This window comes from Proteus sp. fly-1008 (assembly GCF_040140305.1).
Taxonomy (GTDB): domain Bacteria; phylum Pseudomonadota; class Gammaproteobacteria; order Enterobacterales; family Enterobacteriaceae; genus Proteus; species Proteus vulgaris_B.
The window spans coordinates 133,613-155,663 of record NZ_JBEEWH010000010.1 but is presented as its reverse complement, the minus strand read 5'-3'; the positions used below and the strand labels follow the sequence as shown (position 1 = coordinate 155,663).

Here is a 22,051-nt window from a genome sequence, read left to right as displayed (position 1 = left end):
TTTTTTCTTTTCTCTTCACCGTCCTGCGTGGCTAGTTGTTTGCTCATCGCCGGTCAGTGGATGCGCATTATAGGGAGTTTTCTGAATGTGACAAGTATTATTTTCAAAAAACTTTTCGATAGCGCGCTTTGTAAGCAAACCGATGACTAATGGATAAATAATAATCACATATCGATTATAAAACAAACAAAATAATTATATTTAAGACGCTGACACGACTTAAACTTGCTAAAGCCCATAATAAAAAAGCCTACAAACTTCAGTTTGTAGGCTTTGCTAATAAATAGATAAAACATCAATTATTGTTTTGCGATTATCTTATTATCATCTAAATCTAAGATAATCTCTTTGCCTGGCAATAACTTGCCTGACAAAATATCTTGAGCTAATGGGTTTTCAACCTCTTGTTGGATAGCTCGTTTCAATGGGCGAGCACCATAAATTGGGTCAAAACCAACTTCACTCAATTTTTCTAATGCCGCACCTGTAATCGTGACGTGATAACCACGCTCTTCTAAACGTTGGTATAAGCGACGTAACTGAATTTGTGCGATCGCTGCAATGTTTTCTTTACCTAATGGGTGGAATACCACAACTTCATCAATACGGTTAATAAACTCTGGTCTGAAATGATGGCCAACTACATCCATCACTATTGTTTTCATTTCAGGATAATCAAGTGTCCCGAAACGTTCCTGAATTAAATCAGAACCTAAGTTTGATGTCATAATCACAACAGTATTACGAAAATCGACTGTTCTACCTTGCCCATCCGTTAAACGACCATCATCCAATACTTGTAATAAAATATTGAATACATCGGGGTGCGCTTTTTCAACTTCATCTAATAAGATGACTGAATAAGGACGACGGCGAACGGCTTCTGTTAAATACCCACCTTCTTCGTAACCAACATATCCTGGAGGCGCACCGACTAAACGAGAAACGGAGTGTTTTTCCATAAACTCAGACATATCGATACGAACCATTGCATCATCACTATCAAACAAGAAGTTTGCTAATGCTTTACATAATTCTGTTTTACCCACACCTGTTGGTCCTAAAAATAAGAACGAACCAATTGGGCGATTAGGATCAGACAACCCAGCACGACTACGACGTATCGCATTTGATACTGCGCTAACAGCTTCAGCCTGACCAATAACACGTCTATGTAATTCTTGTTCCATTCTTAGCAGTTTTTCACGCTCCCCTTCTAGCATTCTAGAAACAGGAATACCGGTCCAACGCGCTAAGATTTCAGCAATTTCAGCATCAGTGACTTTATTACGTAACAGCTTCATATGTTTATCTTCAGCTTTATTCGCTTCAGCAAGCTGTTTTTCTAACGTTGGGATCTGTCCATATTGGATTTCTGACATTTTTGCCAAATCACCACTACGGCGAGCTTGCTCTAATGCAATACGAGCTTGCTCTAATTCTGATTTAATATGTTGAGTTCCTGTCAGCTCTGCTTTTTCTGCTTTCCACTCTTCTTCTAAAACAGAATACTCTTTCTCTTTTTCAGCAAGCTCTTCATTTAGCATTTCTAAACGCTTTTTACTTGCATCATCAGACTCTTTTTGCAGGGCTTGTTGTTCAAGTTTCAGCTGAATAATACGTCTATCAAGTCTATCTAATGCTTCCGGTTTTGAATCCATTTGCATACGTAGGCTTGCACCTGCTTCATCAATTAAGTCAATCGCTTTATCTGGTAACATACGGTCAGAAATATAGCGATGTGATAAAGTCGCAGCTGCAACGATAGCTGGGTCTGTAATTTGAACATGATGATGAAGTTCATAACGTTCTTTCAGACCACGTAAAATAGCGATAGTATCTTCTACTGTTGGCTCTGCTACATACACTTTTTGGAAACGACGTTCTAAAGCAGCATCTTTCTCAATATATTGACGATATTCATCAAGTGTTGTTGCCCCAACACAGTGTAACTCACCACGTGCTAATGCCGGTTTTAACATATTACCCGCATCCATAGCACCATCAGCTTTACCAGCGCCAACCATAGTATGTAATTCATCAATAAACAGAATGACACTGCCTTCCTGTTTAGATAAATCATTTAAAACGGCTTTTAAACGTTCTTCGAACTCACCACGATATTTAGCGCCTGCTAATAATGACCCCATATCAAGGGAGAGTACTCGTTTATTTTTTAAACCTTCTGGCACTTCGCCATTAACAATACGCTGAGCTAATCCTTCAACAATCGCCGTTTTACCAACTCCGGGCTCCCCGATAAGTACTGGGTTATTTTTAGTACGACGTTGTAAAACCTGTATGGTTCTTCTGATTTCTTCATCACGACCAATGACAGGATCGAGTTTGCCTTGTTCTGCTCTTTCCGTTAAATCCACAGTATATTTTTTCAATGCCTGACGTTGGTCTTCTGCATTTTGATCGTTCACTGTTTCTCCACCACGTATTTTTTCAATCGCTATTTCAAGACTTGCTTTATTTGCACCCGCAGCTTTTAGCATATCAGCAACTTGACCACCGGTTTCCATTGCAGCTAAAAGGAAAAGCTCTGACGAAATAAAATCATCACCTTTTTTCTGTGCCAATTTATCGCACAAATTAAGGTGTTTAATCAGATCATTAGAGGGATGAACCTCTCCACCAGCACCTTCAACTTTAGGTAATCGAGACAAAGCTTCATTAATTCGCTCATTAAATTGCGATGCATTAACACCCGATGATGTTAATAGAGGGCGAATTGAGCCACCTTGTTGATTAAATAACGCACTCAGTAAATGTATGGGTTCTATAAATTGATTATCGTTCCCAAGTGCCAATGACTGGGCGTCTGCGAGAGCTTGCTGGAATTTATTGGTTAATTTATCCAGGCGCATAACACCTCCAAGTAAAATTTAAAGTAAAATTCGTAACTGGAGAATAGATGAGGTCATTTTGACAATATTCAAGCTCAAAATAAAAATTTTGAGCAAAAATATTTATCAATATTTGAGATAAGTGAGAAAAACGGTTGAGAGAAGTTTATTTAATCCAGATTAATGACGCCATTCGACCTGTTATCTGTTCACGTCTATACGAAAAGAAACGCGATTTCTCTGTCACAGTACAGAAATCACCACCGTAAATCTGAGTTACCCCATTTTCCTGTAAAATTATTCTCGCTAACATATAGATATTAGCTAAATATTTACCATTATGAGGAATAAATGCAGGATCAAAGGCCTTATTTTTTTCAATAAAGGCCAAACGTACTTCAGCTCCAACCTCAAAAGCATTAGGGCCAATTGCAGGTCCCAGCCATGCCATTATTTGATGTTTTGGTGCTTTAAACTGTGCAAGTGTATTTTGTAATACACCATGGCAAAGCCCTCTCCACCCACCATGTGCTGCGCCAATTTCTGTTCCATCACGCGTTGTAAAAAGAACAGGTAGACAATCTGCCGTCATAATTGCACAAACTTTTTTCTCGGTAGCGGTATAAAGGGCATCACCTTCTACTTCATTATTTTTCTCAGTATTTAACGTAACAACGTGAGTGCCATGAACTTGTTCAAGCCATAATGGCATTTCAGGTAACTGAGCTTCTTGGCAAAGTCTGCGCCTATTTTCTTCAACGCGAGATAATTCATCACCAACATGTGTACCTAAATTAAGGCTATGATAAGGTGGTAAACTGATACCTCCCTCTCTAAGCGTACTGCAAGCCCCAATATTCTCAGGTTGTGGCCAATCTGGAAAAATCAATGAAGTCATTTACCAATCCATTTCATCTTTAAATTGTTCAGCATCATCTTTTAGTACATCGATAAGCTTAACCATATCATCAGGTAACGGCGCATGCCATTCCATTTCAATACCTGTGATCGGATGATAAAGGCGTAACATCGTTGCATGTAATGCTTGTCTATCAAATAAACGTAGCGTTTCGCGCAACTCTTCTGATGCACCTTTTAAAGGACGTGGTCTTCCTGCATAAAGTTGATCACCAATTAAAGCATGATGAATATGCGCCATATGAACACGAATTTGATGGGTACGCCCCGTTTCTAAGCGTAAACGTAAACGAGTATGAGCACGGAAATGCTCCATAACACGATAATGTGTTACTGCTGGTTTACCCATTGGGTGTACAGCCATATGCGTACGCTTAGTTGGATGTCGAGAAATTGGTTCATTAACTAAACCACCCGCAGTCATCCTTCCTGTAGCAACTGCTTCATACTCACGCGTGATTTCACGACGTTGTAAAGCTTCAACTAAATGAGTTTGAGCTGGAACTGTTTTTGCAACAACCATTAAACCTGTTGTATCTTTATCCAAACGATGGACAATACCTGCGCGAGGTACATTAGCAATTTCAGGATAACGATAAAGTAATGCATTTAATACGGTACCATCAGGGTTACCAGCACCAGGATGAACAACGAGATCCCTTGGCTTATTGATAACTAAAATATCGTCATCTTCATAAACGATATTTAACGGAATATTCTGAGGCTCCCAGCGTACTTCCTCTTCAATTAAGGCATCGACTTCAATTTTTTCACCGCCAAGCATTTTTTCTTTTGGCTTATTGATGATTTTATCGTTAACCTGCACTCTATTGTCTAAGATCCACTCTTTTATACGAGATCTTGAATAATCAGGGAACATTTCGGCCAAAGCCTGATCTAAGCGTTGACCCAGCTGTGAATCTGCGACTGTAGCATTAAGTCGTATTTGTTGAGACATAAATAGTTTTCTATTAATTAAGTTAGTGTTTTGACGGCACAGCCGTTTCATTTAAAATGAGTTATAGTGTAACCGATTTTAGGGGAGCTTCACGGAGAGACTCCCCAAACCTATTCAGAGGATAATCAATACGTGATGAGACGCATTAAATACCTGGTGGCAGCGGCCACTGTAAGCCTGTTACTTTCTGGCTGTTCGAGTTCAGACAAAGACGCTACTGCCGATATGTCTCCTTCTGAGCTTTACACAACCAGTCAGGAAAAATTGCTAGATGGCAATTATGGAGCGGCTATCAAACAATTAGAGTCTCTCGATAATCGCTATCCTTTTGGCCCTTACTCGCAACAAGTTCAGCTCGACTTGATTTATGCTTATTATAAATCAGCAGAACTACCAATGGCGATTGCTGCAATTGACCGTTTTATGCGATTAAACCCAACCCATCCTAATATTGACTATGTTCTTTATATGCGAGGCTTAACAGCTCAAGCATTAGATGATAGTGCATTACAAGGATTCTTTGGTATTGATCGTTCAGACCGTGATCCTCAGCATGCAATTGTGGCATTTAAAGACTTTAGTCAATTAGTACGTTATTACCCTGATAGCCTTTACGTCGCTGATGCAACCAAGCGCCTTGTCTTTCTTAAAAACCGTTTAGCGAAGTATGAACTTTCAGTTGCGAAATTCTATACTAAACGAGGGGCTTATGTCGCGGTTATTAATAGAGTAGAGCAAATGATGCGTGATTATCCTGATACACAAGCTACTCGTGATGCACTTGAATACATGGAAAACGCCTATAAAGAGTTAGGTCTGACACAAGAAGCAGATAAAGTGGCTTCATTGATTGCTGCAAATCCAGCTTAACCCAAACATCACCATCAAAAACAGCAGCTTATCGCTGCTGTTTTTTTATTCTTTTTTAGCTAAATTGTCTTTACTTTTCATCAGCCCAACTTTCCTAATATGACTGAATAAATACAACTTAACAAGCGTTCTTTTTCAGCTATTTATCATTTGTCACGTTTCTATTACTAGTTACACATACAACTAACAAAAAGTGATTTTGATCATGTTTTAAATTGTGTATCACGATATTCTGAAGTTATCGAAGACGGAGTAATTAAGAGGTAACTATATGATTATAAATATTACTAGCAAGCAAATGGAAATTACCCCAGCACTACGTGAACACATTGAAAGCCGTCTAACTAAACTTAATAAATGGCAGGTGAATTTAATCAATCCTCGTATTATTCTGACAAAAGACCCTAAAGGTTTTAGTGTTGATGCCAGCATTCACATACCAAATGGGCAATTAGTCGCTAATGCACAACACGCAGATATGTATGTCGCTATTAATGATTTGTTAGCGAAACTTGAGCGTCAATTAAACAAGGTTCAGCATAAAAATGAATCTCGTCGGGCTGATAACAGTTTGAAAGAAGAAAATTTACTTGTCGATGAAATATAAATAGTAAAGCTAGATTAAAAATTAGAATAAATCACTGACTCAAAACGCCTCTGCGCATCCTAGCGATGCGCTTTTTATTGTATTTTTCTTGACTCCTTTCACATCATCATGTTTGATAGCTATATGTTAAATAATTTACCAAACAATATAATGACGATGTATTCATTTTTGTCTTTCTTCTTTTTCTTTTTACTCTTTAATTAAGAGGCTTTGTCATTTCAGAAAGAAAAGTAAGAACGACAATAGCCTCCAAAAATGGAGGCTTTTTTTATTTATAATGGTATGACGCAAAGATATAGGGCTAAAACATGGAAAAACTCGATTTATTAGCAATCAGAGATAAAATCACAACGTTAGATTCAGAATTACTCACGTTGTTAGCAAATAGACGCCAATTATCTGCTGATGTCGCTCAATTTAAATTGAATACACATCGTCCTATTAGAGATAAAAATCGTGAGCGTGAATTACTTGATTTATTAATTGAGAAAGGAAAAAAAGTTGGTCTAGATGGTTTTTATATCAGCCGTATTTTCCAAATGATTATTGAAGATTCCGTATTAACCCAACAAGCGATTTTACAGCAACACCTAAATGCGACACCAAATGAATCTGCAAGGATTGCTTATTTAGGCCCGAAAGGCTCTTATTCACATATTGCTGCTCGCCAATATGCAGCCCGTCATTTTGATACAATCATCGATTGTACTTGTCAAAAATTTGACGATATTTTCACACTGGTTGACACAGGACAAGCTGATTACGGTTTATTGCCTATTGAAAATACCAGCTCTGGCGCAATTAATGATGTTTACGATTTACTACAAACAACTTCACTGTCTATTGTGGGTGAAATTCGTATTCCGATTAATCATGCGCTTTTAACAAGCGTTGATAGTTCGACAGAAGAATTACAAATTATTTATAGCCACCCTCAACCTTTCCAACAATGCAGCCATTATTTAAATCAGTATCCAAACTGGAAAATTGAATATTGCGAAAGTACGGCAGCGGCAATGGAAAAAGTAGCTCTTGCACAATCACCACATGTTGCAGCTATTGGTAGTGAAGCAGGTGGATCTCTTTATGGTTTAAAGCCCTTAGCGAATAATTTAGCAAACCAGCAAATAAACGTAACACGCTTTATTGTTATTGCACGTAAAGCGATTGATGTGTCAGAGCAAGTTCCTGCAAAAACAACGTTCTTAATGGCTACAGGACAACAAGCAGGTGCTTTAGTCGATGCTTTAATGATTTTAAAAAAATACGACATTATTATGACGAAATTAGAATCTCGCCCTATTAATGGTACGCCTTGGGAAGAAATGTTTTATATTGATGTTCAAGCTAATTTGCGTGATATAAATATGCAAAAGGCTTTACATGATTTATCACAAACAACGCGGTCATTAAAAATATTAGGCTGTTATCCTTCAGAGAACGTAGTACCTGTTGAAGTAAAATAATAAAAAAGCCCACGACTCAATAAATAAGCCAGATAGTGCATTACCATCTGGCTTTTCTTTTTATCTCATATTTTTACATTATCACTAATTATAAGAAACCATACATCGCTGCAAACACCCAACCAAAGACACAGGAAACTGTTACACCAATTAATCCCGGAAGGATAAAACTATGGTTAATAACAAAACGCCCTATTCGAGTTGTACCTGAACGGTCAAATTGAATAGCCGCTAAGTCACTAGGATAAGTTGGCAAAATATAATAACCATAGCAAGCTGGTGCAGATGCAATAATATAAGCAGGATCAACACCAATACCCAATGCTAAAGGAACAATTGCAGCTAAAGCAGCTGCTTGAGAGTTAACAAATTTCGATACCAGTAATAAAACTACAGCATAAGCCCAAGGATATTCTCTTACTAATTGCCCTAATGCTGCTTCTATTTCTTTCATATGTGCAGAGAACATAGTTTCTGCCATCCAAGCAATACCATATACAGCAACAATTGCTATCATCCCTGAACGGAATACTTCATTTTTAGATATAAGAGACGGATTAGTTTTACAAATAATAATAATTGATGCACCTGCTAATAACATAAACATCTGAATAACAAGCACCATAGATAACGGTTTGCCATTAAATACAGGGCGTATTTCAGAAAAAGCACCTAATATCGCAACAACGGCAATAGCACCTAAAAATATCCACATTGCCACCCAGTTTTTCATTGGTAACTTTTTATCTAAAAGTGTTGCTGTATCACCGTAAACATAATCATGGTTTTCAGGAACTGAAATAAACTCTTGGAAGCGTTGATCTTTATCTAAGTCCTTACCTCTAAACCAACTAAAAATACCAATCGCTAAAATACCAATAAAAGTAGAAGGAATGGTAATAGCTAATAAATCTAAAAACTCAAGATGTTTACCATTAAAAGTGACATCACCTAACATTGCCACTAAAGTTACAACAGCAACAGAAACAGGACTTGCAATAATCCCCATTTGCGAGCCAATTGTACTTGCTGCCATTGGTCTTTCTGGGCGAATATTATTTTTAATCGACACGTCATAGATAATTGGCAATATGGTATAAACGACGTGCCCAGTACCACATAATATTGTAAGAGTACAAGTTACGAGTGGTGCAACAATAGAAATATATTTTGGATTTTTGCGTAATAATTTTTCTGCTATTTGCAACATAACGTCTAACCCACCCGACGCTTGCAATGTTGCAGATGCTGAAACAACAGCAATAATAACTAACATTACATCAACTGGTGGCTTTCCTGGTGGTAAGTTAAAAATGAAAACTAAAATAACCAGACCAACACCACCGAGCAGACCTAATGCTATTCCCCCTTTCCTTGCTCCATAAAATAGACACACTAATATAATGGCAAGTTGTATTATGAAATCCATAGTTTACCCCTTAAAAAAGACATCCGAATACAATTAAAAATAATACAATTAATAATTAAACATCTTTTGCAAAACTCATCCATATAAGGGTAATTTATCTACATCTTATTTTTCATTATTTGATCAAGGCGATATTTTTAATATCACTTCCTTTTTTTATTTTATTTTAAGATCTCATCAACAATTAATTTTTAATAAAAATAAAACATTGAACATTAATTATCAGTTAATTAAACCAGATAATAACAACTCAATAACAATATAGCGCGAAAATAGAAATCACTTTATTATAAAAATAAATTTTTCTCCCTCTATTAAAAAATTATATTTAAATTGTTGTTTTTAAAAATATATTTCCCTTGGTAAAAAAGTCTATTATCAACCAAAGAGATTTGGGCCTTATTGGTATACTTTGAATCTTGAATATATAGAAGGAGAAAATATGAATACATTTATCGTATTGATTTTAAAACCATTTATCACTTCACTCTATGATAATATTGATACATACAGTCACTATCAATCTTATTCAATAATCAACGATCCTAACTCATATTTTTGTACGGTCAGTCCATGCCCTGATCCTAAAGATTACTAATTTATAATTATATTAATTTAAAGGAGATTTTATGAATAAATTATATATTTTAATAATCACATTAGTATTCACAAGTTATGCGGGAGCATATTTTCATAGTAAACAGAAAAATATACTACATTGAGCTCAAAGCTCGCCTAGTACGTTCGACACAACTCGCTGTCTATGGCCACCTTGTGATGATGATTAGTAATATAATATTACATATTTACTGAATAATGAGCCAACAAAAAGCCGAATAACAAAATACGTTATTCGGCTTTCGTCTCGATTTATCATTTAATTAAATACGACTATCATTAGCTTTCTGTAATAGTACACCACTCTCTTTCATAAATTGAGAAGCATAATCACCAAACCAATCACTCACGTTATTAAATGAATGAATGAATTCATTCTTTGCATTAATATCCAATAAATCGATAGCTTGGCCTAAAGAATGATGATACCTGCGAATTAATTCAATATTCTCTTTGGATGATAAAATAATATCTGCATACAGTTGCGGATCTTGAGCGAATAACCGCCCTATCATTGCCAACTCCAAACGATATATTGGAGATGAAAGCCGCAATAAGCTTGCTAAATCGACGTTTTCTTTAGCTAAATGTTGGCCATAAGCAAAGGTTGTAAAATGTCGAAGGGCTTGAATAAAACTCATGTTTTTATCGTGCTCTTCTGGCGTAATTGCCTCAATTTTAGCTCCCCAAACTAACAGTTGCTCAAGTAACCACTCAAATGCTTGGCGATTTCTGCCTTCACAATAAGCCACAACCTGTTTTGCTAAACTCGGTACATCAGGACCAAACATAGGGTGAAGACCAAGAACAGGACCGCTATGCGCTTTTAACATCGCCTCTAAAGGTGCTTTTTTAATAGAAGCGAGATCGACTAACAAACAACTTTCAGGTAAAAGAGGAAGCTTCTCAATAACCTCAACAGTTAAATGGATAGGTACACTAATTATTACCATTCCTGCATTATCAAAAATAGCAGGTGATTTCGTTTGCCATTCATTTGCTTCTAAACTTTCAACTTGATAGCCAGAAAGGGTAAATAAACGGGAAAATAATTTTCCCATTTTGCCATTTCCTCCCACAATTACAATTTTACCCAGTTGAGGATTTAGCGTTTTAAAGCCTTTGTCATTCTCTTTGGTATAAGATTCACGCATTACTCGGCGTAACACATCTTCAATCAAATCTGGGGATATTCCCATTTTCTGCGCATCATTACGTCGAGAAGTAAGCATTGAGGCTTCTCTATCAGGAGCATAAATCGGTAACCCATGGCGATTCTTAACTTCACCAACTTCAGCTACCAATTGCATTCTTTTCGCAAGTAAAGAAAGCAGTGATTTATCGACCTGATCGATTTGCTCACGCAAATGTTGTAATTCTTCAGCCATCTATGCTTGCCTCTTTTTCTTTATGATTATCTAACTTAACTTACTTTTTTAAATTGCTCTTCACGCTGAGCTAAAATAGGTGAAATTCGTGCATGTAAATTTCTTAATACAGATTCTGTTGTTTCCCAACTAATGCATGCATCGGTGACTGAAACACCATATTTCATTTCGCTACGAGGCTGTTCTGATGATTGATTGCCTTCATTAATATGACTTTCTAACATAATACCGGTGATAGATTCATTACCTTTAGTGATCTGTTCAATCACTGAATCCACCACGGCGGTTTGACGACGGAAATCTTTATTTGAATTGCCGTGACTACAATCGATCATTAATGACGGTTTTAATCCTGCTTTTACCATATGGGCTTCACATTGCGCCACATCTTCTTCATGGTAATTTGGCGTTTTACCACCGCGTAAAATAACATGTCCATCAGGGTTACCTTGCGTTTGTAGTAAACACACCTGCCCTGATTGATTAATTCCCATAAAACGGTGTGGCATAGAGGCAGCCTTCATCGCATTAATTGCCGTATCTAGATTGCCATCGGTTCCATTTTTAAAACCCACCGGCATTGAAAGCCCTGATGCCATTTCACGGTGAGTCTGAGATTCTGTTGTTCTTGCACCAATCGCAGACCAACTAAATAAATCCCCTAAGTATTGTGGATTATTAGGATCTAATGCTTCTGTTGCCAAAGGCAAGCCTAATTGTACGAGTTCAGTTAATAGTTTACGGGCAATATGTAACCCTTTTTCCATTTCAAAGCTACCATCCATAAATGGATCGCTAATTAAACCTTTCCAACCCACTGTTGTACGAGGTTTTTCAAAGTAGACACGCATCACAATGTACAGACTATCACTTAATTCAGACGCTAATACCTTCAGACGTTTTGCGTAATCGATAGCAACATCAACATCATGAATGGAACAAGGCCCACATACCACAAGTAAACGAGGATCACGACGTTGAACAATTTCAGAGATTGTTTGACGTGATTGAGCAATGGCATGCAGATCATTGCGACTCAATGGGTATTTTTGTTTTAACTCTTCAGGCGTAATTAAAACCAGCTCTTCGCTGATATTCACATTATTGAGTGCGTCTTTTTGCATGATCATAATTTTTACCTTTTTATATCTGTCATTGTGATTTGTTGTCTGTCTAAAAGATAAGATAACATGCAATGTAAAGAAATCAATCCGTATTTTCAATAAAATTGACACGAGTGTAATAAAAAGTTTACAAAAGACGAGTTAATAAAATATAATCATTAAATTACAATGAGTTAAATTTTATTCAAACGATAATAAAAATGTGACTTTGATTAAATTAAAAGAAAAATATGTAATTAAATATTTACACATTATCTTTTAATGAATCTTGGAATAAGAGGAGCAAAAAGAGAGGAATATAAAAACAAATAAAAATATAATAAAAATTCGCCATAAAAAAAGGTCAGCAAACGCTGACCTTTTAACAATAACTTTCGGATGTGCGAAAGCGTATTATTTAGCGTTAAGACGCTCTTTGATACGAGCAGCCTTACCTGAACGCTCACGCAGGTAGTACAGTTTAGCTTGGCGAACCGCACCACGACGTTTCACAGTGATGCTATCTACGACTGGAGAGTGAGTTTGGAATACACGCTCAACACCTTCGCCATTAGAAATTTTACGAACAGTAAATGCAGAGTGCAGACCGCGGTTACGAATAGCGATAACCACGCCCTCGAATGCCTGCAGACGTTTTTTAGAACCTTCAACAACCCATACCTTAACTTCTACATTATCGCCTGGACGAAATGAAGGTACATCTTGCTTCATTTGTTCTTGTTCGATTTGCTTAATAATATTGCTCATAATAACTCTCTTACCCTAGGTAAACTGATATTAATGACACCATGTGTCAGACTTACTCTGCTGTACTTTCCAGATATTCCCGTTGGAACTCTGTTAACAGCACTCTTTGCTCGTCAGTCAGAGCTAGGCTTTCCAGAAGCTCAGGTCTTCTTAGCCAGGTTCGACCCAGTGATTGTTTCATACGCCAGCGATTAATATGTGCATGGTTACCTGACAGTAGAACTGCCGGAACTTCCATACCATCTAATACCTCTGGGCGAGTATAGTGAGGATGATCCAATAAACCTTCAGCAAAAGAATCTTCTTTTGCTGAAGCTGCATGCCCGAGAACCCCCGGAACAAAACGTGCTACAGCATCTATCATTATCATGGCAGGTAATTCCCCACCACTTAATACGTAATCACCCACAGACCATTCTTCATCGATTTCTGTTTGGATGACACGCTCATCTATACCTTCATACCGACCACAAACTAGAATTAGCTTCTCATTTGTTGCCAGTTCACAAACTCCTTGTTGATCGAGTTTGCGTCCCTGAGGTGATAAATAAATCACCTTTGCTCCATCACCTGCCGCAGCTTTCGCTTGATGAATGGCTTCCCTTAAGGGCTGTACCATCATCAACATACCAGGACCACCGCCATAAGGACGATCATCAACGGTATTGTGTCTGTCGTATGTAAAATCTCGGGGATTCCAACATTCTACATTAAGCAAACCATGCTTAACTGCCCGACCAGTCACCCCGTACTCGGTTATAGAGCGGAACATTTCTGGAAATAGGCTAATTACCCCAATCCACATTTTCGTGTCCCACTATTGAGAACCGTTAACCGGATAATCTAAAAACCAGGATCCCAATCAACGATAATTTTTTTCGCTGAGAGATCGACTTTCTTGATAACCTGCCCATCAAGAAACGGAACTAACCGTTCCCCAACACCGAATGCATCTTTCAGATTAGCTTTAATGACCATTACGTCATTTGAACCGGTTTCCATCATGTCAGTAATGACACCTAAATCGTAGCCTTTGTCAGTTTCAACATGGCAACCCATCAGATCTTTCCAGTAATACTCACCGTCAAGTTCAGGTAGTTGCGATGTATTCACGACAATTTCAACATTAGTCAGGAAATTAGCTGCATCTCTGTCGTCAATACCTTTTAGCTTAACGATAATATCTTGGTTGTGATGTTTCCAACTTTCAATTTCAATGGTTTCCCATTGTCCATGTCGTTGAATAAACCACGGTTGATATTCAAAAATGTTTTCGGCATGTTCGGTGGAGGAAAAAACTCTGAGCCAACCACGGATCCCGTAAGGTGAGCCCAACTTACCCATAACAATAGGTTCTACAGGCTCTTTTAAGGTTTTTTGTTCGCTCATTGTTACCACCGCGACAGATTAAGCGCTTTTCTTCGCTGATTTGATCAGGCCAGCAACACGTTCTGAAACAGTTGCGCCTTGAGCAACCCAGTGTTCAACACGGTCTACGTCTAAACGTAATTCTTCTGCATTACCGGTTGCCAGTGGGTTATAAAAGCCTACGCGTTCAATGAAACGACCATCACGCGCATTGCGGCTATCGGTTACTACTACTTGGTAAAACGGACGCTTTTTTGCGCCGCCACGAGCTAAACGAATTGTTACCATAACATCCTCATTAGTTAATAAAACAACCAGACGCCATCGAGGAACGGAGTCCGGTTGTCATATAAAAAGCCCGAAAAGTTTACTCACTTTGGGGAAAAAAGCAATCCAAAGCACGTTTTTTTTCCGGCTTTTTGATTTTAACGGCCTGGAAATCCCGGTGGCATCATACCTTTCATGCTACGCATCATCTTAGCCATGCCACCTTTTTTCATTTTTTTCATCATGCGTTGCATATCATCAAACTGTTTTAACAAACGGTTGACGTCTTGCACTTGCGTTCCTGAACCCGTCGCAATACGGCGTTTTCGAGACCCTTTGATGATTTCGGGTTTTTGGCGCTCTTTTTTAGTCATGGAATTAATAATAGCTTCCATTTTCACTAAAATTGAATCATCCATTTGTGATTTTACAGCATCTGGCACCTGAGACATACCTGGCATTTTACTTAACATACTCGCCATGCCGCCCATGTTTTTCATTTGCTTTAATTGATCTAAGAAATCATTTAGATCAAAGCCATCACCTTTTTTAAGTTTCGTCGCCAGCTTTTCAGCTTGAGCTCTATCAACTTTGCTTTCAATATCTTCAATCAAAGACAGAACATCACCCATGCCTAAAATACGAGAGGCAATACGATCTGGGTGGAAAGGTTCTAAAGCTTCTGTTTTTTCCCCAACACCGAGGAATTTGATAGGTTTGCCTGTGATATGACGAATTGATAATGCCGCACCACCACGCGCATCACCATCAACTTTCGTTAAGACAACCCCTGTTAATGGTAATGCTTCGTTAAAGGCTTTTGCTGTATTTGCTGCATCTTGACCCGTCATAGCGTCAACAACAAATAAAGTTTCAACTGGATTAATGGCTTTATGAAGAAGCTGGATCTCCTCCATCATGCCTTCATCTACGTGCAAGCGTCCTGCGGTATCCACAAGTAATACATCATAAAATTGAAGCTGTGCATGTTTTAATGCATTGCTTGCAATCGTTACAGGGTTTTCTTGCACTGTTGATGGGAAGAAATCAATACCAACTGTTTCAGCCAATGTTTCAAGTTGTTTAATTGCCGCTGGGCGATAAACGTCAGCAGAAACAACCAGAACCTTTTTCTTCTTTTTCTCTTTTAAGAATTTACCTAATTTTGCAACACTGGTTGTTTTACCAGCACCTTGCAAGCCTGCCATTAAAACAACAGCAGGTGGCTGAGCAGAAAGATCAAGGTCAGTATTGACTTCACCCATCGCATTGACGAGTTCATTTTGAACTATCTTCACAAACTCCTGACCCGGTGTCAGGCTTTTGTTAACTTCATGTCCTACTGCGCTTTCTTTAACTCGCGCAATAAAATCACGAACCACAGGTAAGGCAACGTCGGCTTCTAATAACGCCATACGCACTTCACGCAGTGTCTCTTTAATGTTTTCTTCGGTCAGTCTTCCTCGACCACTTATATTGCGCAACGTGCGCGATAATCTGTCACTTAAATTCTCAAACATTATCTTAGCTCAGTGTTAAAGTTGGGCTTATCAGTATGTATGCCATCGATTATATCACGATGACTCGCGGATCTCTGCATAGAGATTTAAGCTTAATGACTTCAATAGTTGGAGCCGAATGCTCCTAGCGCTATACTAGGAAGTTATTCAAACAATATATGTAAGCGAAACTATGCCCGTTATATCAATCTCTATCGTCGCTGTCTGCGCTTATTTACTCAGTCTGGTGCTCATTTTGCCAGGTCTGTTACGAAAAGAGCAAAATGGATACCGCGGATTAGCACTCCTCTTCGCGGTTATTGCGCTTGTTGCGCATGCTATTTCATTAAAATTTTTAATTTTCCGCCCTCACAGCGGGCAGGATCTTTCACTCACCAATCTAGGTGCCGTTGTAAGCCTGATGGTCTGCGTTATTATGACGATTGTGGCTTCTCGTGGCCGAGCATGGTTTTTACTGCCTATTGTTTATTGTTTTGCAATAGTCAATCTTGTCATCGCGGCACTCATGCCTGGTGAGTTTGTTACACATCTTGAAAGTAGCACATCACTCTTTATTCACATTGGGCTTGCATTATTAAGTTATGCCACATTATTGATTGCGGCGTTATATGCATTACAACTGAGTTGGCTAGACTATCAACTAAAGAATAAGAAGCTAAAATTTTCACCTCAAATGCCACCATTAATGACAATTGAGCGAAAAATGTTTCACATCACACAAGTGGGTGTTGTATTACTAACCCTAACATTGTGTACAGGTTTGGTGTATATGGATAATATTTTTGGTAAAGAAAATATCCATAAATCAATTTTTTCTATCATCGCTTGGTTTGTTTACGTCATTTTATTATGGGGGCATTTCCGCGAAGGATGGAGAGGGAAAAAAGTCATTATTTTTAACTTGATTGGCGCCATTATTTTGACATTAGCTTTTTTTGGTAATCGTTTATTACAAGAGTTAGTGCTTAATTAATTTTTATTTTAGGGTAGCAAAAGGATCTCAATTTTGGAGCATGTCTCGACAACTACGCTCATTATCATACTAATAGCGATGATTATTGCCTCAGCTTATTTTTCTGGAACAGAAACCAGCATGATGACGATTAATCGTTATCGTCTTCGTCATGCAGCCAAACAAGGAAATCGCTCTGCAAAACGTGTTGAAAAACTATTACAACGCCCCGACAGATTGATCAGTTTGGTATTAATTGGCAATAATCTGATTAATATCGTCGCATCTGCATTAGCGACTATTGTGGGTATGCGTTTATATGGTGATGCTGGTGTTGCTATAGCCACAGGTGTCCTGACCTTTATTATCCTCATTTTTGCTGAAGTGCTTCCAAAATCAATCGCGGCACTGTATCCAGAACGAGTTGCTTATCCAAGTAGTGTCGTTCTCTCTCCTTTGCAAACACTGATGCTGCCTATTGTTTGGTTTTTTAATAAAATTACATTAATACTGATGCGAATTTTAGGGATCAAATCGCCAGTAATACAAGGTAATGCCGTTTCAAAAGAAGAGCTACGAACTATTGTAAATGAGTCGAAATCAAAGCTTTCCCAAAGAAATCAAAATATGTTGATTTCTATTCTTGATTTAGAGAAAGTGACTATTGGCGATATTATGGTGCCAAGAAATGAGATTTTTGGTATCGATGTCAATGACGAATGGAAATCCATCGTAAGACAGTTAACTCATTCTCCTCATGGTCGAATAGTGCTTTATCGCGATACTCTTGATGATGCCATTGGTATGCTGCGAGTACGAGAAGCCTATCGCTTAATGACTGAGAAAAAAGAATTCACCAAACAAATTTTGATGAAAGCAGCTGATAAAGTCTATTTTATCCCTGAAAGCACACCTTTAAATTTACAGCTTGTTAATTTTCAGCGGAATAATGAAAAAGCAGGCATTGTGGTTGATGAATACGGTGAAATTCAAGGTTTAGTCACCGTTGAAGATATTCTAGAAGAAATTGTGGGTGATTTTACCACCTCAATGTCACCTTCATTAGCAGAAGAAGTTATCCCTCAAAAAGATGGTTCATTGCTCGTTGACGGTACAACAAATATTCGAGATATCAATAAAGCATTTGGTTGGCATTTACCTGAAGATGAAGCCAGAACCATTAACGGCGTCATTATTGAAGAGCTTGGCGACTTACCCGTTGTCGGCAATAAAATAAAAGTCAGTGATTATGAGTTTGAAATACTTGAAGTTCAGGACAACGTCATCAAAAAGGCTTTAATTCGCCACCTCGTGTTCCCTCATCATTGATGAATACAAAATAAAGCGCTTATTTAAGCGCTTTATTTTTGCTGTTTATCCGAGCTCAAATCGTAATTTGCTATTACGAAAATCAAATTCTCTCGCGTGATTTAAATAGAAAGGCTCTATCACTTGTTCTGTCTTAAGTTGAGTGGGCCTTACTTGTTGATAATCAGAATAAAAACCATGATTCTTTACCCACATCACTAAGTTAAGCGCAGGTTCATGAGAATAAGAATAACCATACTCTTCTCGTCGGCAAATAAAACACGCTATTTCGCCTCTGTTTAAAGTAAGAGAAAGAGACTTACGTGGAAAATTAGTAATGATAGAACCATCATCTTTTACTGATTCAATATTGAAATGATGAGGCGCTAAAGTCTGAATGTTTTCATATTTTAAATCTAAATTTTCACCAGAATAACTATTAGTTTTAACTCTATCTTCCTGAAAATACCAATGATATTCTTCATCTTCTTTTTCTTTATAGAGATAATCTCCACCGATTTTTATTATCGTATTAGTTTCAGCTTTAGTTATTTTTGCAAATCTTTGAGTCTCTATTTCTGAGGAGAATAACAAATATTCAGGCTTGATAATGAGCTCTGGTTCAGAGTGAAACCGCCTAACATGCTGTTTATGTACACTCTCAAAATAACGATATTCTTGTGCTTTAGAAGGGCCTTGATAGAAAAAAGCATCTTTAGGAAATTGAGTGCGTAACGTGCTTTTACCAAAAAAATAAAATTCTCGAACAAAAAACTCTAAAACCAATTTAGGCGATGAGAATTGGTGATTTTCCATAACAAAAGTGTACTCCGTGTATTAAGCATAAATTTAATCCATTATTGTGATAACAATATAAGAAGATAAGAAAATAAAACAATGGGATAACGAAAAAAAATAGGATGGTAATTAGAATAAAAAGAGACAATAAATCAGGATGCGAATTTCTTGATCTATTGTCCCCTAGTTTTATAAAGTAGCTAAGTCTAGATATGTAGCTCTTTTAATGTCTCTTCAGGAAGTGCTAATTCGTCGTTATGATTAATACCAATATTATGAGCTAAAATATCTCGTGCGATATCTTGTGCTTCAGTCAGAGAATGCATTTCATAAGTACCGCATTGATACACATTTAACTCAGGGATATGATTTTGATCTTTTACTTTCAAAACATCTTCCATTGCTGCTTTCCATGCATTAGCAACTCGCTGTTCTTCTGGTTTCCCAATTAAGCTCATATAGAAGCCTGTACGGCATCCCATTGGGGAGATATCAATAATCTCAACACCATTACCATTAAGATGGTTACGCATGAAGCCAGCGAACAAGTGCTCTAATGTGTGAATTCCTTTCTCAGGCATGGCTTTTTTATTTGGCACAGTAAAACGTAAATCAAATACCGTGATAGTATCACCAGATGGCGTTTTCATTGTTTTAGCAACGCGTACAGCTGGTGCGGACATACGTGTATGGTCAACAGTAAAGCTATCCAATAAAGGCATAAAAAACCTCCTAAGAAAAATTTAAATATTTTTAAGAAAAAATGAAACTTTCTGCAAGTAGCCCGGTCTTAGTAATGAATACGCGCAAAATGTTATCATCCCTATTTCTCTATAGAATTTTTCAGCCACACAAATATTAGTGTGGCTTTTTTCTATCTAAGTTTAGGAAGCCACGTTATCGGCATTTGCCCCTGCATGGATCTTCAAATACTCATCAAAAGAAATGGTATCACTCTTTTCTAACTCTTCTTGACGTTTTATGGATGAAATTCTCTCATGATCAAAAGCTTCATCAGTCAACGTTTCATAAGACGTTTTAATTAATTCTTGGTAATACTCTTCCGCTAAAGATAAACCATAACTACCAATACCTTGTGTTTTGATTTTCTCTAACAGTCTGCCAGAGAAGGTTAGTTCTGGATTATCAAACATTTCTTCTAACTTAACGCAAACTTCCATATATTTTGTGCCAGAACAACAATCAAGAACATTTGCCACACGTTTTAAATCCGCAAATAACGCTTTACCAACTTGTGCTAATGGCTCTTTTCTCTCACCACAACCCATTCCAATAACTTGACCAGGCTTACGCCCTTCTAGAATAACGTTATTCCAATTTGCACGACAACACGCTAATTCAGAAGCATTCATTTCTGGCGCATCAGCTAAAACACACCAAATTAAAAATAAATCAAGGAAACGAATTTGAGTTTCATCGACACCTATTGGCGTAAATGGATTGATATCAAGCGAACGAACTTCGATATATTCAATACCACCACGTAATAAAGCATCAGAAGGCGATTCATCCCCTTTAACGACACGCTTAGGACGAATAGGCGCATAAAGCTCATTTTCAATCTGCAGTACATTGGTGTTTAATTGAATATACTCACCATCTTTATTCTTAACACCCAGTTTAGCAAATTCGTCAGATGGTTTATGAATCGCTTTTTTCAGCCCTTTAACATAGGTTTCGAGATGATTAAAGGTAATATCTAAATCACTTTGCGATTTATTGGTATATCCTAAGTCACTTAAACGTAATGACGTCGCATAAGGTAAATACTTCGCACCTTTGGGCGTACTTTCAAATGGTAAATTTGTTTCTCTTCCCTTCAAGAAAGATCCACAAATTGCTGGCGATGCACCAAAGAAGAATGGAATAACCCAACCAAAACGATAATAGTTACGGATCAAACGTAGATAACCGTCTGAAATAGCTTCTTTACCACTTTCTTCATCTTTTACATTCGCCCATGCTTGCCAAAATTCAATAGGCAATGAAAAATTATAATGCACACCAGAAATGGTTTGCATTAAAGCACCATAACGATTTTTCAATCCTTCACGATATAGGGTTTTAAAACGCCCTACATTGGATGTGCCAAATTGAGCAAGCGTAATCTTATCTTCCGCTTCAATAAAGCAAGGCATACTCATAGGCCACATACGTTCATTATCTAAGTGACGCGCCGTATAACGATGTAAATCACCTAAAAAATGCAGGGTATGTGAAATATTGTCATCAACAGGTGTAATAAACTCTAACAGGGATTCAGCGAAATCCGTTGTGATCCATTTATGAGTTAATGATTTACCTAATGAAATAGGGTGCTCTGTTGATGCTAAATTGCCTTCTGGCGTTACTCTTAAGGTTTCGCGCTCAATACCACGGTGGATGCCACATAAAACTTTAGGGTGTGCTTCCAACCAAGAAAGTGCTTTGGATACGTCCGGGATCAAAGGTGACCTCCCGCGTTGATTAATGTAAGTAAATAGATAGGAGTTACTTTATCGTAAAGTCACTAAATTGTCGCTGATTAGATGATGTTAGCGTTGTTAGTTGATGCTAAACAAAAGTTTAACATTATAAAAAATAAGAGAATTATAGAAAGCAAAAAGCCTCGCTATTTGCGAGGCTTTAAAGATGGTGCATCCTGGAGGATTCGAACCTCCGACCGCTCGGTTCGTAGCCGAGTACTCTATCCAGCTGAGCTAAGGATGCAGGTCTAACGAATTATTCTAGAAATAATTTACTATGATGATATCTGATAAAAGATGGTGCATCCTGGAGGATTCGAACCTCCGACCGCTCGGTTCGTAGCCGAGTACTCTATCCAGCTGAGCTAAGGATGC

Annotated in this window: 20 protein-coding genes, 2 tRNA genes and 1 other annotated feature; of the genes, 6 read left to right on the top strand and 16 right to left on the bottom strand. The window is 37.7% G+C overall.

The features are described 5' to 3' along the window. Window positions 1-299: 299 nt before the first annotated feature. The 3 genes from clpB to rluD form a co-directional block, all read right to left on the bottom strand. Window positions 300-2,873: an ATP-dependent chaperone ClpB gene (gene clpB, locus ABN256_RS15720; RefSeq protein ID WP_196553681.1), complete on the bottom strand. Its 2,574-nt coding sequence runs from the start codon at window positions 2,871-2,873 to the stop codon at window positions 300-302. 145 nt (window positions 2,874-3,018) lie between these two features. Next, window positions 3,019-3,750, bottom strand: coding sequence for a purine nucleoside phosphorylase YfiH (gene yfiH / locus ABN256_RS15715; RefSeq protein WP_196553680.1), 732 nt, complete (start codon window positions 3,748-3,750; stop codon window positions 3,019-3,021). Next, window positions 3,751-4,728, bottom strand: coding sequence for a 23S rRNA pseudouridine(1911/1915/1917) synthase RluD (gene rluD / locus ABN256_RS15710; protein WP_072070871.1), 978 nt, complete (start codon window positions 4,726-4,728; stop codon window positions 3,751-3,753). Window positions 4,729-4,863: 135 nt separating this feature from the next. Between rluD and bamD the strand changes: the two genes are divergently transcribed. From bamD to pheA, 3 genes are all read left to right on the top strand, one after another. Further along, the gene (gene bamD, locus ABN256_RS15705) at window positions 4,864-5,598 is read left to right on the top strand and encodes an outer membrane protein assembly factor BamD (RefSeq protein ID WP_349439707.1); all 735 of its coding nucleotides are present in this window, start codon (window positions 4,864-4,866) and stop codon (window positions 5,596-5,598) included. A 271-nt stretch (window positions 5,599-5,869) separates the two neighbouring features. After that, window positions 5,870-6,205, top strand: a complete 336-nt coding sequence (raiA, locus tag ABN256_RS15700; protein ID WP_072070873.1) for a ribosome-associated translation inhibitor RaiA — start codon at window positions 5,870-5,872, stop codon at window positions 6,203-6,205. Window positions 6,206-6,360: 155 nt separating this feature from the next. After that, window positions 6,361-6,477 (top strand) — a sequence feature (Phe leader region). A 36-nt stretch (window positions 6,478-6,513) separates the two neighbouring features. After that, window positions 6,514-7,671 (top strand): bifunctional chorismate mutase/prephenate dehydratase, encoded by a 1,158-nt coding sequence (pheA, locus tag ABN256_RS15695; RefSeq protein WP_349439705.1) that lies wholly within the window; start codon window positions 6,514-6,516, stop codon window positions 7,669-7,671. Between the two features lie 88 nt (window positions 7,672-7,759). Here pheA and ABN256_RS15690 read toward each other — a convergent pair whose 3' ends face one another. After that, window positions 7,760-9,100 carry an anaerobic C4-dicarboxylate transporter gene (locus tag ABN256_RS15690; protein ID WP_109409473.1) on the bottom strand — a complete coding sequence of 447 codons (1,341 nt, stop codon included), beginning with the start codon at window positions 9,098-9,100 and terminating at the stop codon, window positions 7,760-7,762. A 442-nt stretch (window positions 9,101-9,542) separates the two neighbouring features. Between ABN256_RS15690 and ABN256_RS15685 the strand changes: the two genes are divergently transcribed. After that, entirely contained in the window at window positions 9,543-9,698 is a 156-nt protein-coding gene (locus tag ABN256_RS15685) for a hypothetical protein (RefSeq protein ID WP_349439704.1), read from the top strand. A gap of 283 nt (window positions 9,699-9,981) precedes the next feature. Here ABN256_RS15685 and tyrA read toward each other — a convergent pair whose 3' ends face one another. From tyrA to ffh, 7 genes are all read right to left on the bottom strand, one after another. Then, entirely contained in the window at window positions 9,982-11,106 is a 1,125-nt protein-coding gene (tyrA, locus tag ABN256_RS15680) for a bifunctional chorismate mutase/prephenate dehydrogenase (protein WP_349439703.1), read from the bottom strand. Window positions 11,107-11,141: 35 nt separating this feature from the next. Next, window positions 11,142-12,236: a 3-deoxy-7-phosphoheptulonate synthase gene (locus ABN256_RS15675; RefSeq protein ID WP_115350333.1), complete on the bottom strand. Its 1,095-nt coding sequence runs from the start codon at window positions 12,234-12,236 to the stop codon at window positions 11,142-11,144. Between the two features lie 387 nt (window positions 12,237-12,623). Next, window positions 12,624-12,977, bottom strand: a complete 354-nt coding sequence (gene rplS / locus ABN256_RS15670) for a 50S ribosomal protein L19 (RefSeq protein WP_036932575.1) — start codon at window positions 12,975-12,977, stop codon at window positions 12,624-12,626. Between the two features lie 52 nt (window positions 12,978-13,029). Continuing rightward, window positions 13,030-13,782, bottom strand: coding sequence for a tRNA (guanosine(37)-N1)-methyltransferase TrmD (gene trmD, locus ABN256_RS15665; RefSeq protein WP_072070877.1), 753 nt, complete (start codon window positions 13,780-13,782; stop codon window positions 13,030-13,032). Between the two features lie 38 nt (window positions 13,783-13,820). After that, the gene (gene rimM, locus ABN256_RS15660; protein WP_072070878.1) at window positions 13,821-14,366 is read right to left on the bottom strand and encodes a ribosome maturation factor RimM; all 546 of its coding nucleotides are present in this window, start codon (window positions 14,364-14,366) and stop codon (window positions 13,821-13,823) included. A gap of 18 nt (window positions 14,367-14,384) precedes the next feature. Further along, window positions 14,385-14,633: a 30S ribosomal protein S16 gene (rpsP, locus tag ABN256_RS15655; protein ID WP_004244772.1), complete on the bottom strand. Its 249-nt coding sequence runs from the start codon at window positions 14,631-14,633 to the stop codon at window positions 14,385-14,387. 137 nt (window positions 14,634-14,770) lie between these two features. Next, entirely contained in the window at window positions 14,771-16,132 is a 1,362-nt protein-coding gene (ffh, locus tag ABN256_RS15650) for a signal recognition particle protein (RefSeq protein WP_109396311.1), read from the bottom strand. Between the two features lie 172 nt (window positions 16,133-16,304). On the opposite strand from ffh, the gene ABN256_RS15645 reads away from it, so the two are divergent. Further along, on the top strand, window positions 16,305-17,105 hold the full coding sequence (locus ABN256_RS15645; protein WP_166540969.1) for a cytochrome C assembly family protein: 801 nt from the start codon (window positions 16,305-16,307) through the stop codon (window positions 17,103-17,105). Between the two features lie 33 nt (window positions 17,106-17,138). Beyond that, window positions 17,139-18,413 carry a CNNM domain-containing protein gene (locus ABN256_RS15640; RefSeq protein WP_196553677.1) on the top strand — a complete coding sequence of 425 codons (1,275 nt, stop codon included), beginning with the start codon at window positions 17,139-17,141 and terminating at the stop codon, window positions 18,411-18,413. Window positions 18,414-18,458: 45 nt separating this feature from the next. Here the strand turns inward: ABN256_RS15640 and ABN256_RS15635 are convergent, their stop codons facing one another. From ABN256_RS15635 to ABN256_RS15615, 5 genes are all read right to left on the bottom strand, one after another. After that, entirely contained in the window at window positions 18,459-19,208 is a 750-nt protein-coding gene (locus ABN256_RS15635; protein ID WP_196553676.1) for a hypothetical protein, read from the bottom strand. Between the two features lie 188 nt (window positions 19,209-19,396). Then, entirely contained in the window at window positions 19,397-19,912 is a 516-nt protein-coding gene (luxS, locus tag ABN256_RS15630) for an S-ribosylhomocysteine lyase (RefSeq protein WP_072070882.1), read from the bottom strand. A 162-nt stretch (window positions 19,913-20,074) separates the two neighbouring features. Beyond that, window positions 20,075-21,658, bottom strand: a complete 1,584-nt coding sequence (gshA, locus tag ABN256_RS15625; protein WP_072070883.1) for a glutamate--cysteine ligase — start codon at window positions 21,656-21,658, stop codon at window positions 20,075-20,077. Between the two features lie 185 nt (window positions 21,659-21,843). Next, window positions 21,844-21,920: transfer RNA gene (locus ABN256_RS15620), tRNA-Arg, on the bottom strand. Between the two features lie 54 nt (window positions 21,921-21,974). Beyond that, window positions 21,975-22,051, bottom strand: a tRNA-Arg gene (locus ABN256_RS15615).

Bases quoted from the DNA above. Each gene is read 5' to 3' on its own strand.
- yfiH (WP_196553680.1), bottom strand. From the start codon at position 3,750: ATGACTTCATTGATTTTTCCAGATTGGCCACAACCTGAGAATATTGGG.
- ffh (WP_109396311.1), bottom strand. From the start codon at position 16,132: ATGTTTGAGAATTTAAGTGACAGATTATCGCGCACGTTGCGCAATATA.
- luxS (WP_072070882.1), bottom strand. From the start codon at position 19,912: ATGCCTTTATTGGATAGCTTTACTGTTGACCATACACGTATGTCCGCA.
- rplS (WP_036932575.1), bottom strand. From the start codon at position 12,977: ATGAGCAATATTATTAAGCAAATCGAACAAGAACAAATGAAGCAAGAT.
- bamD (WP_349439707.1), top strand. From the start codon at position 4,864: ATGAGACGCATTAAATACCTGGTGGCAGCGGCCACTGTAAGCCTGTTA.
- rimM (WP_072070878.1), bottom strand. From the start codon at position 14,366: ATGAGCGAACAAAAAACCTTAAAAGAGCCTGTAGAACCTATTGTTATG.
- pheA (WP_349439705.1), top strand. From the start codon at position 6,514: ATGGAAAAACTCGATTTATTAGCAATCAGAGATAAAATCACAACGTTA.
- rluD (WP_072070871.1), bottom strand. From the start codon at position 4,728: ATGTCTCAACAAATACGACTTAATGCTACAGTCGCAGATTCACAGCTG.
- ABN256_RS15690 (WP_109409473.1), bottom strand. From the start codon at position 9,100: ATGGATTTCATAATACAACTTGCCATTATATTAGTGTGTCTATTTTAT.
- raiA (WP_072070873.1), top strand. From the start codon at position 5,870: ATGATTATAAATATTACTAGCAAGCAAATGGAAATTACCCCAGCACTA.
- clpB (WP_196553681.1), bottom strand. From the start codon at position 2,873: ATGCGCCTGGATAAATTAACCAATAAATTCCAGCAAGCTCTCGCAGAC.
- trmD (WP_072070877.1), bottom strand. From the start codon at position 13,782: ATGTGGATTGGGGTAATTAGCCTATTTCCAGAAATGTTCCGCTCTATA.
- ABN256_RS15635 (WP_196553676.1), bottom strand. From the start codon at position 19,208: ATGGAAAATCACCAATTCTCATCGCCTAAATTGGTTTTAGAGTTTTTT.
- tyrA (WP_349439703.1), bottom strand. From the start codon at position 11,106: ATGGCTGAAGAATTACAACATTTGCGTGAGCAAATCGATCAGGTCGAT.
- ABN256_RS15685 (WP_349439704.1), top strand. From the start codon at position 9,543: ATGAATACATTTATCGTATTGATTTTAAAACCATTTATCACTTCACTC.
- ABN256_RS15675 (WP_115350333.1), bottom strand. From the start codon at position 12,236: ATGATCATGCAAAAAGACGCACTCAATAATGTGAATATCAGCGAAGAG.
- rpsP (WP_004244772.1), bottom strand. From the start codon at position 14,633: ATGGTAACAATTCGTTTAGCTCGTGGCGGCGCAAAAAAGCGTCCGTTT.
- ABN256_RS15645 (WP_166540969.1), top strand. From the start codon at position 16,305: ATGCCCGTTATATCAATCTCTATCGTCGCTGTCTGCGCTTATTTACTC.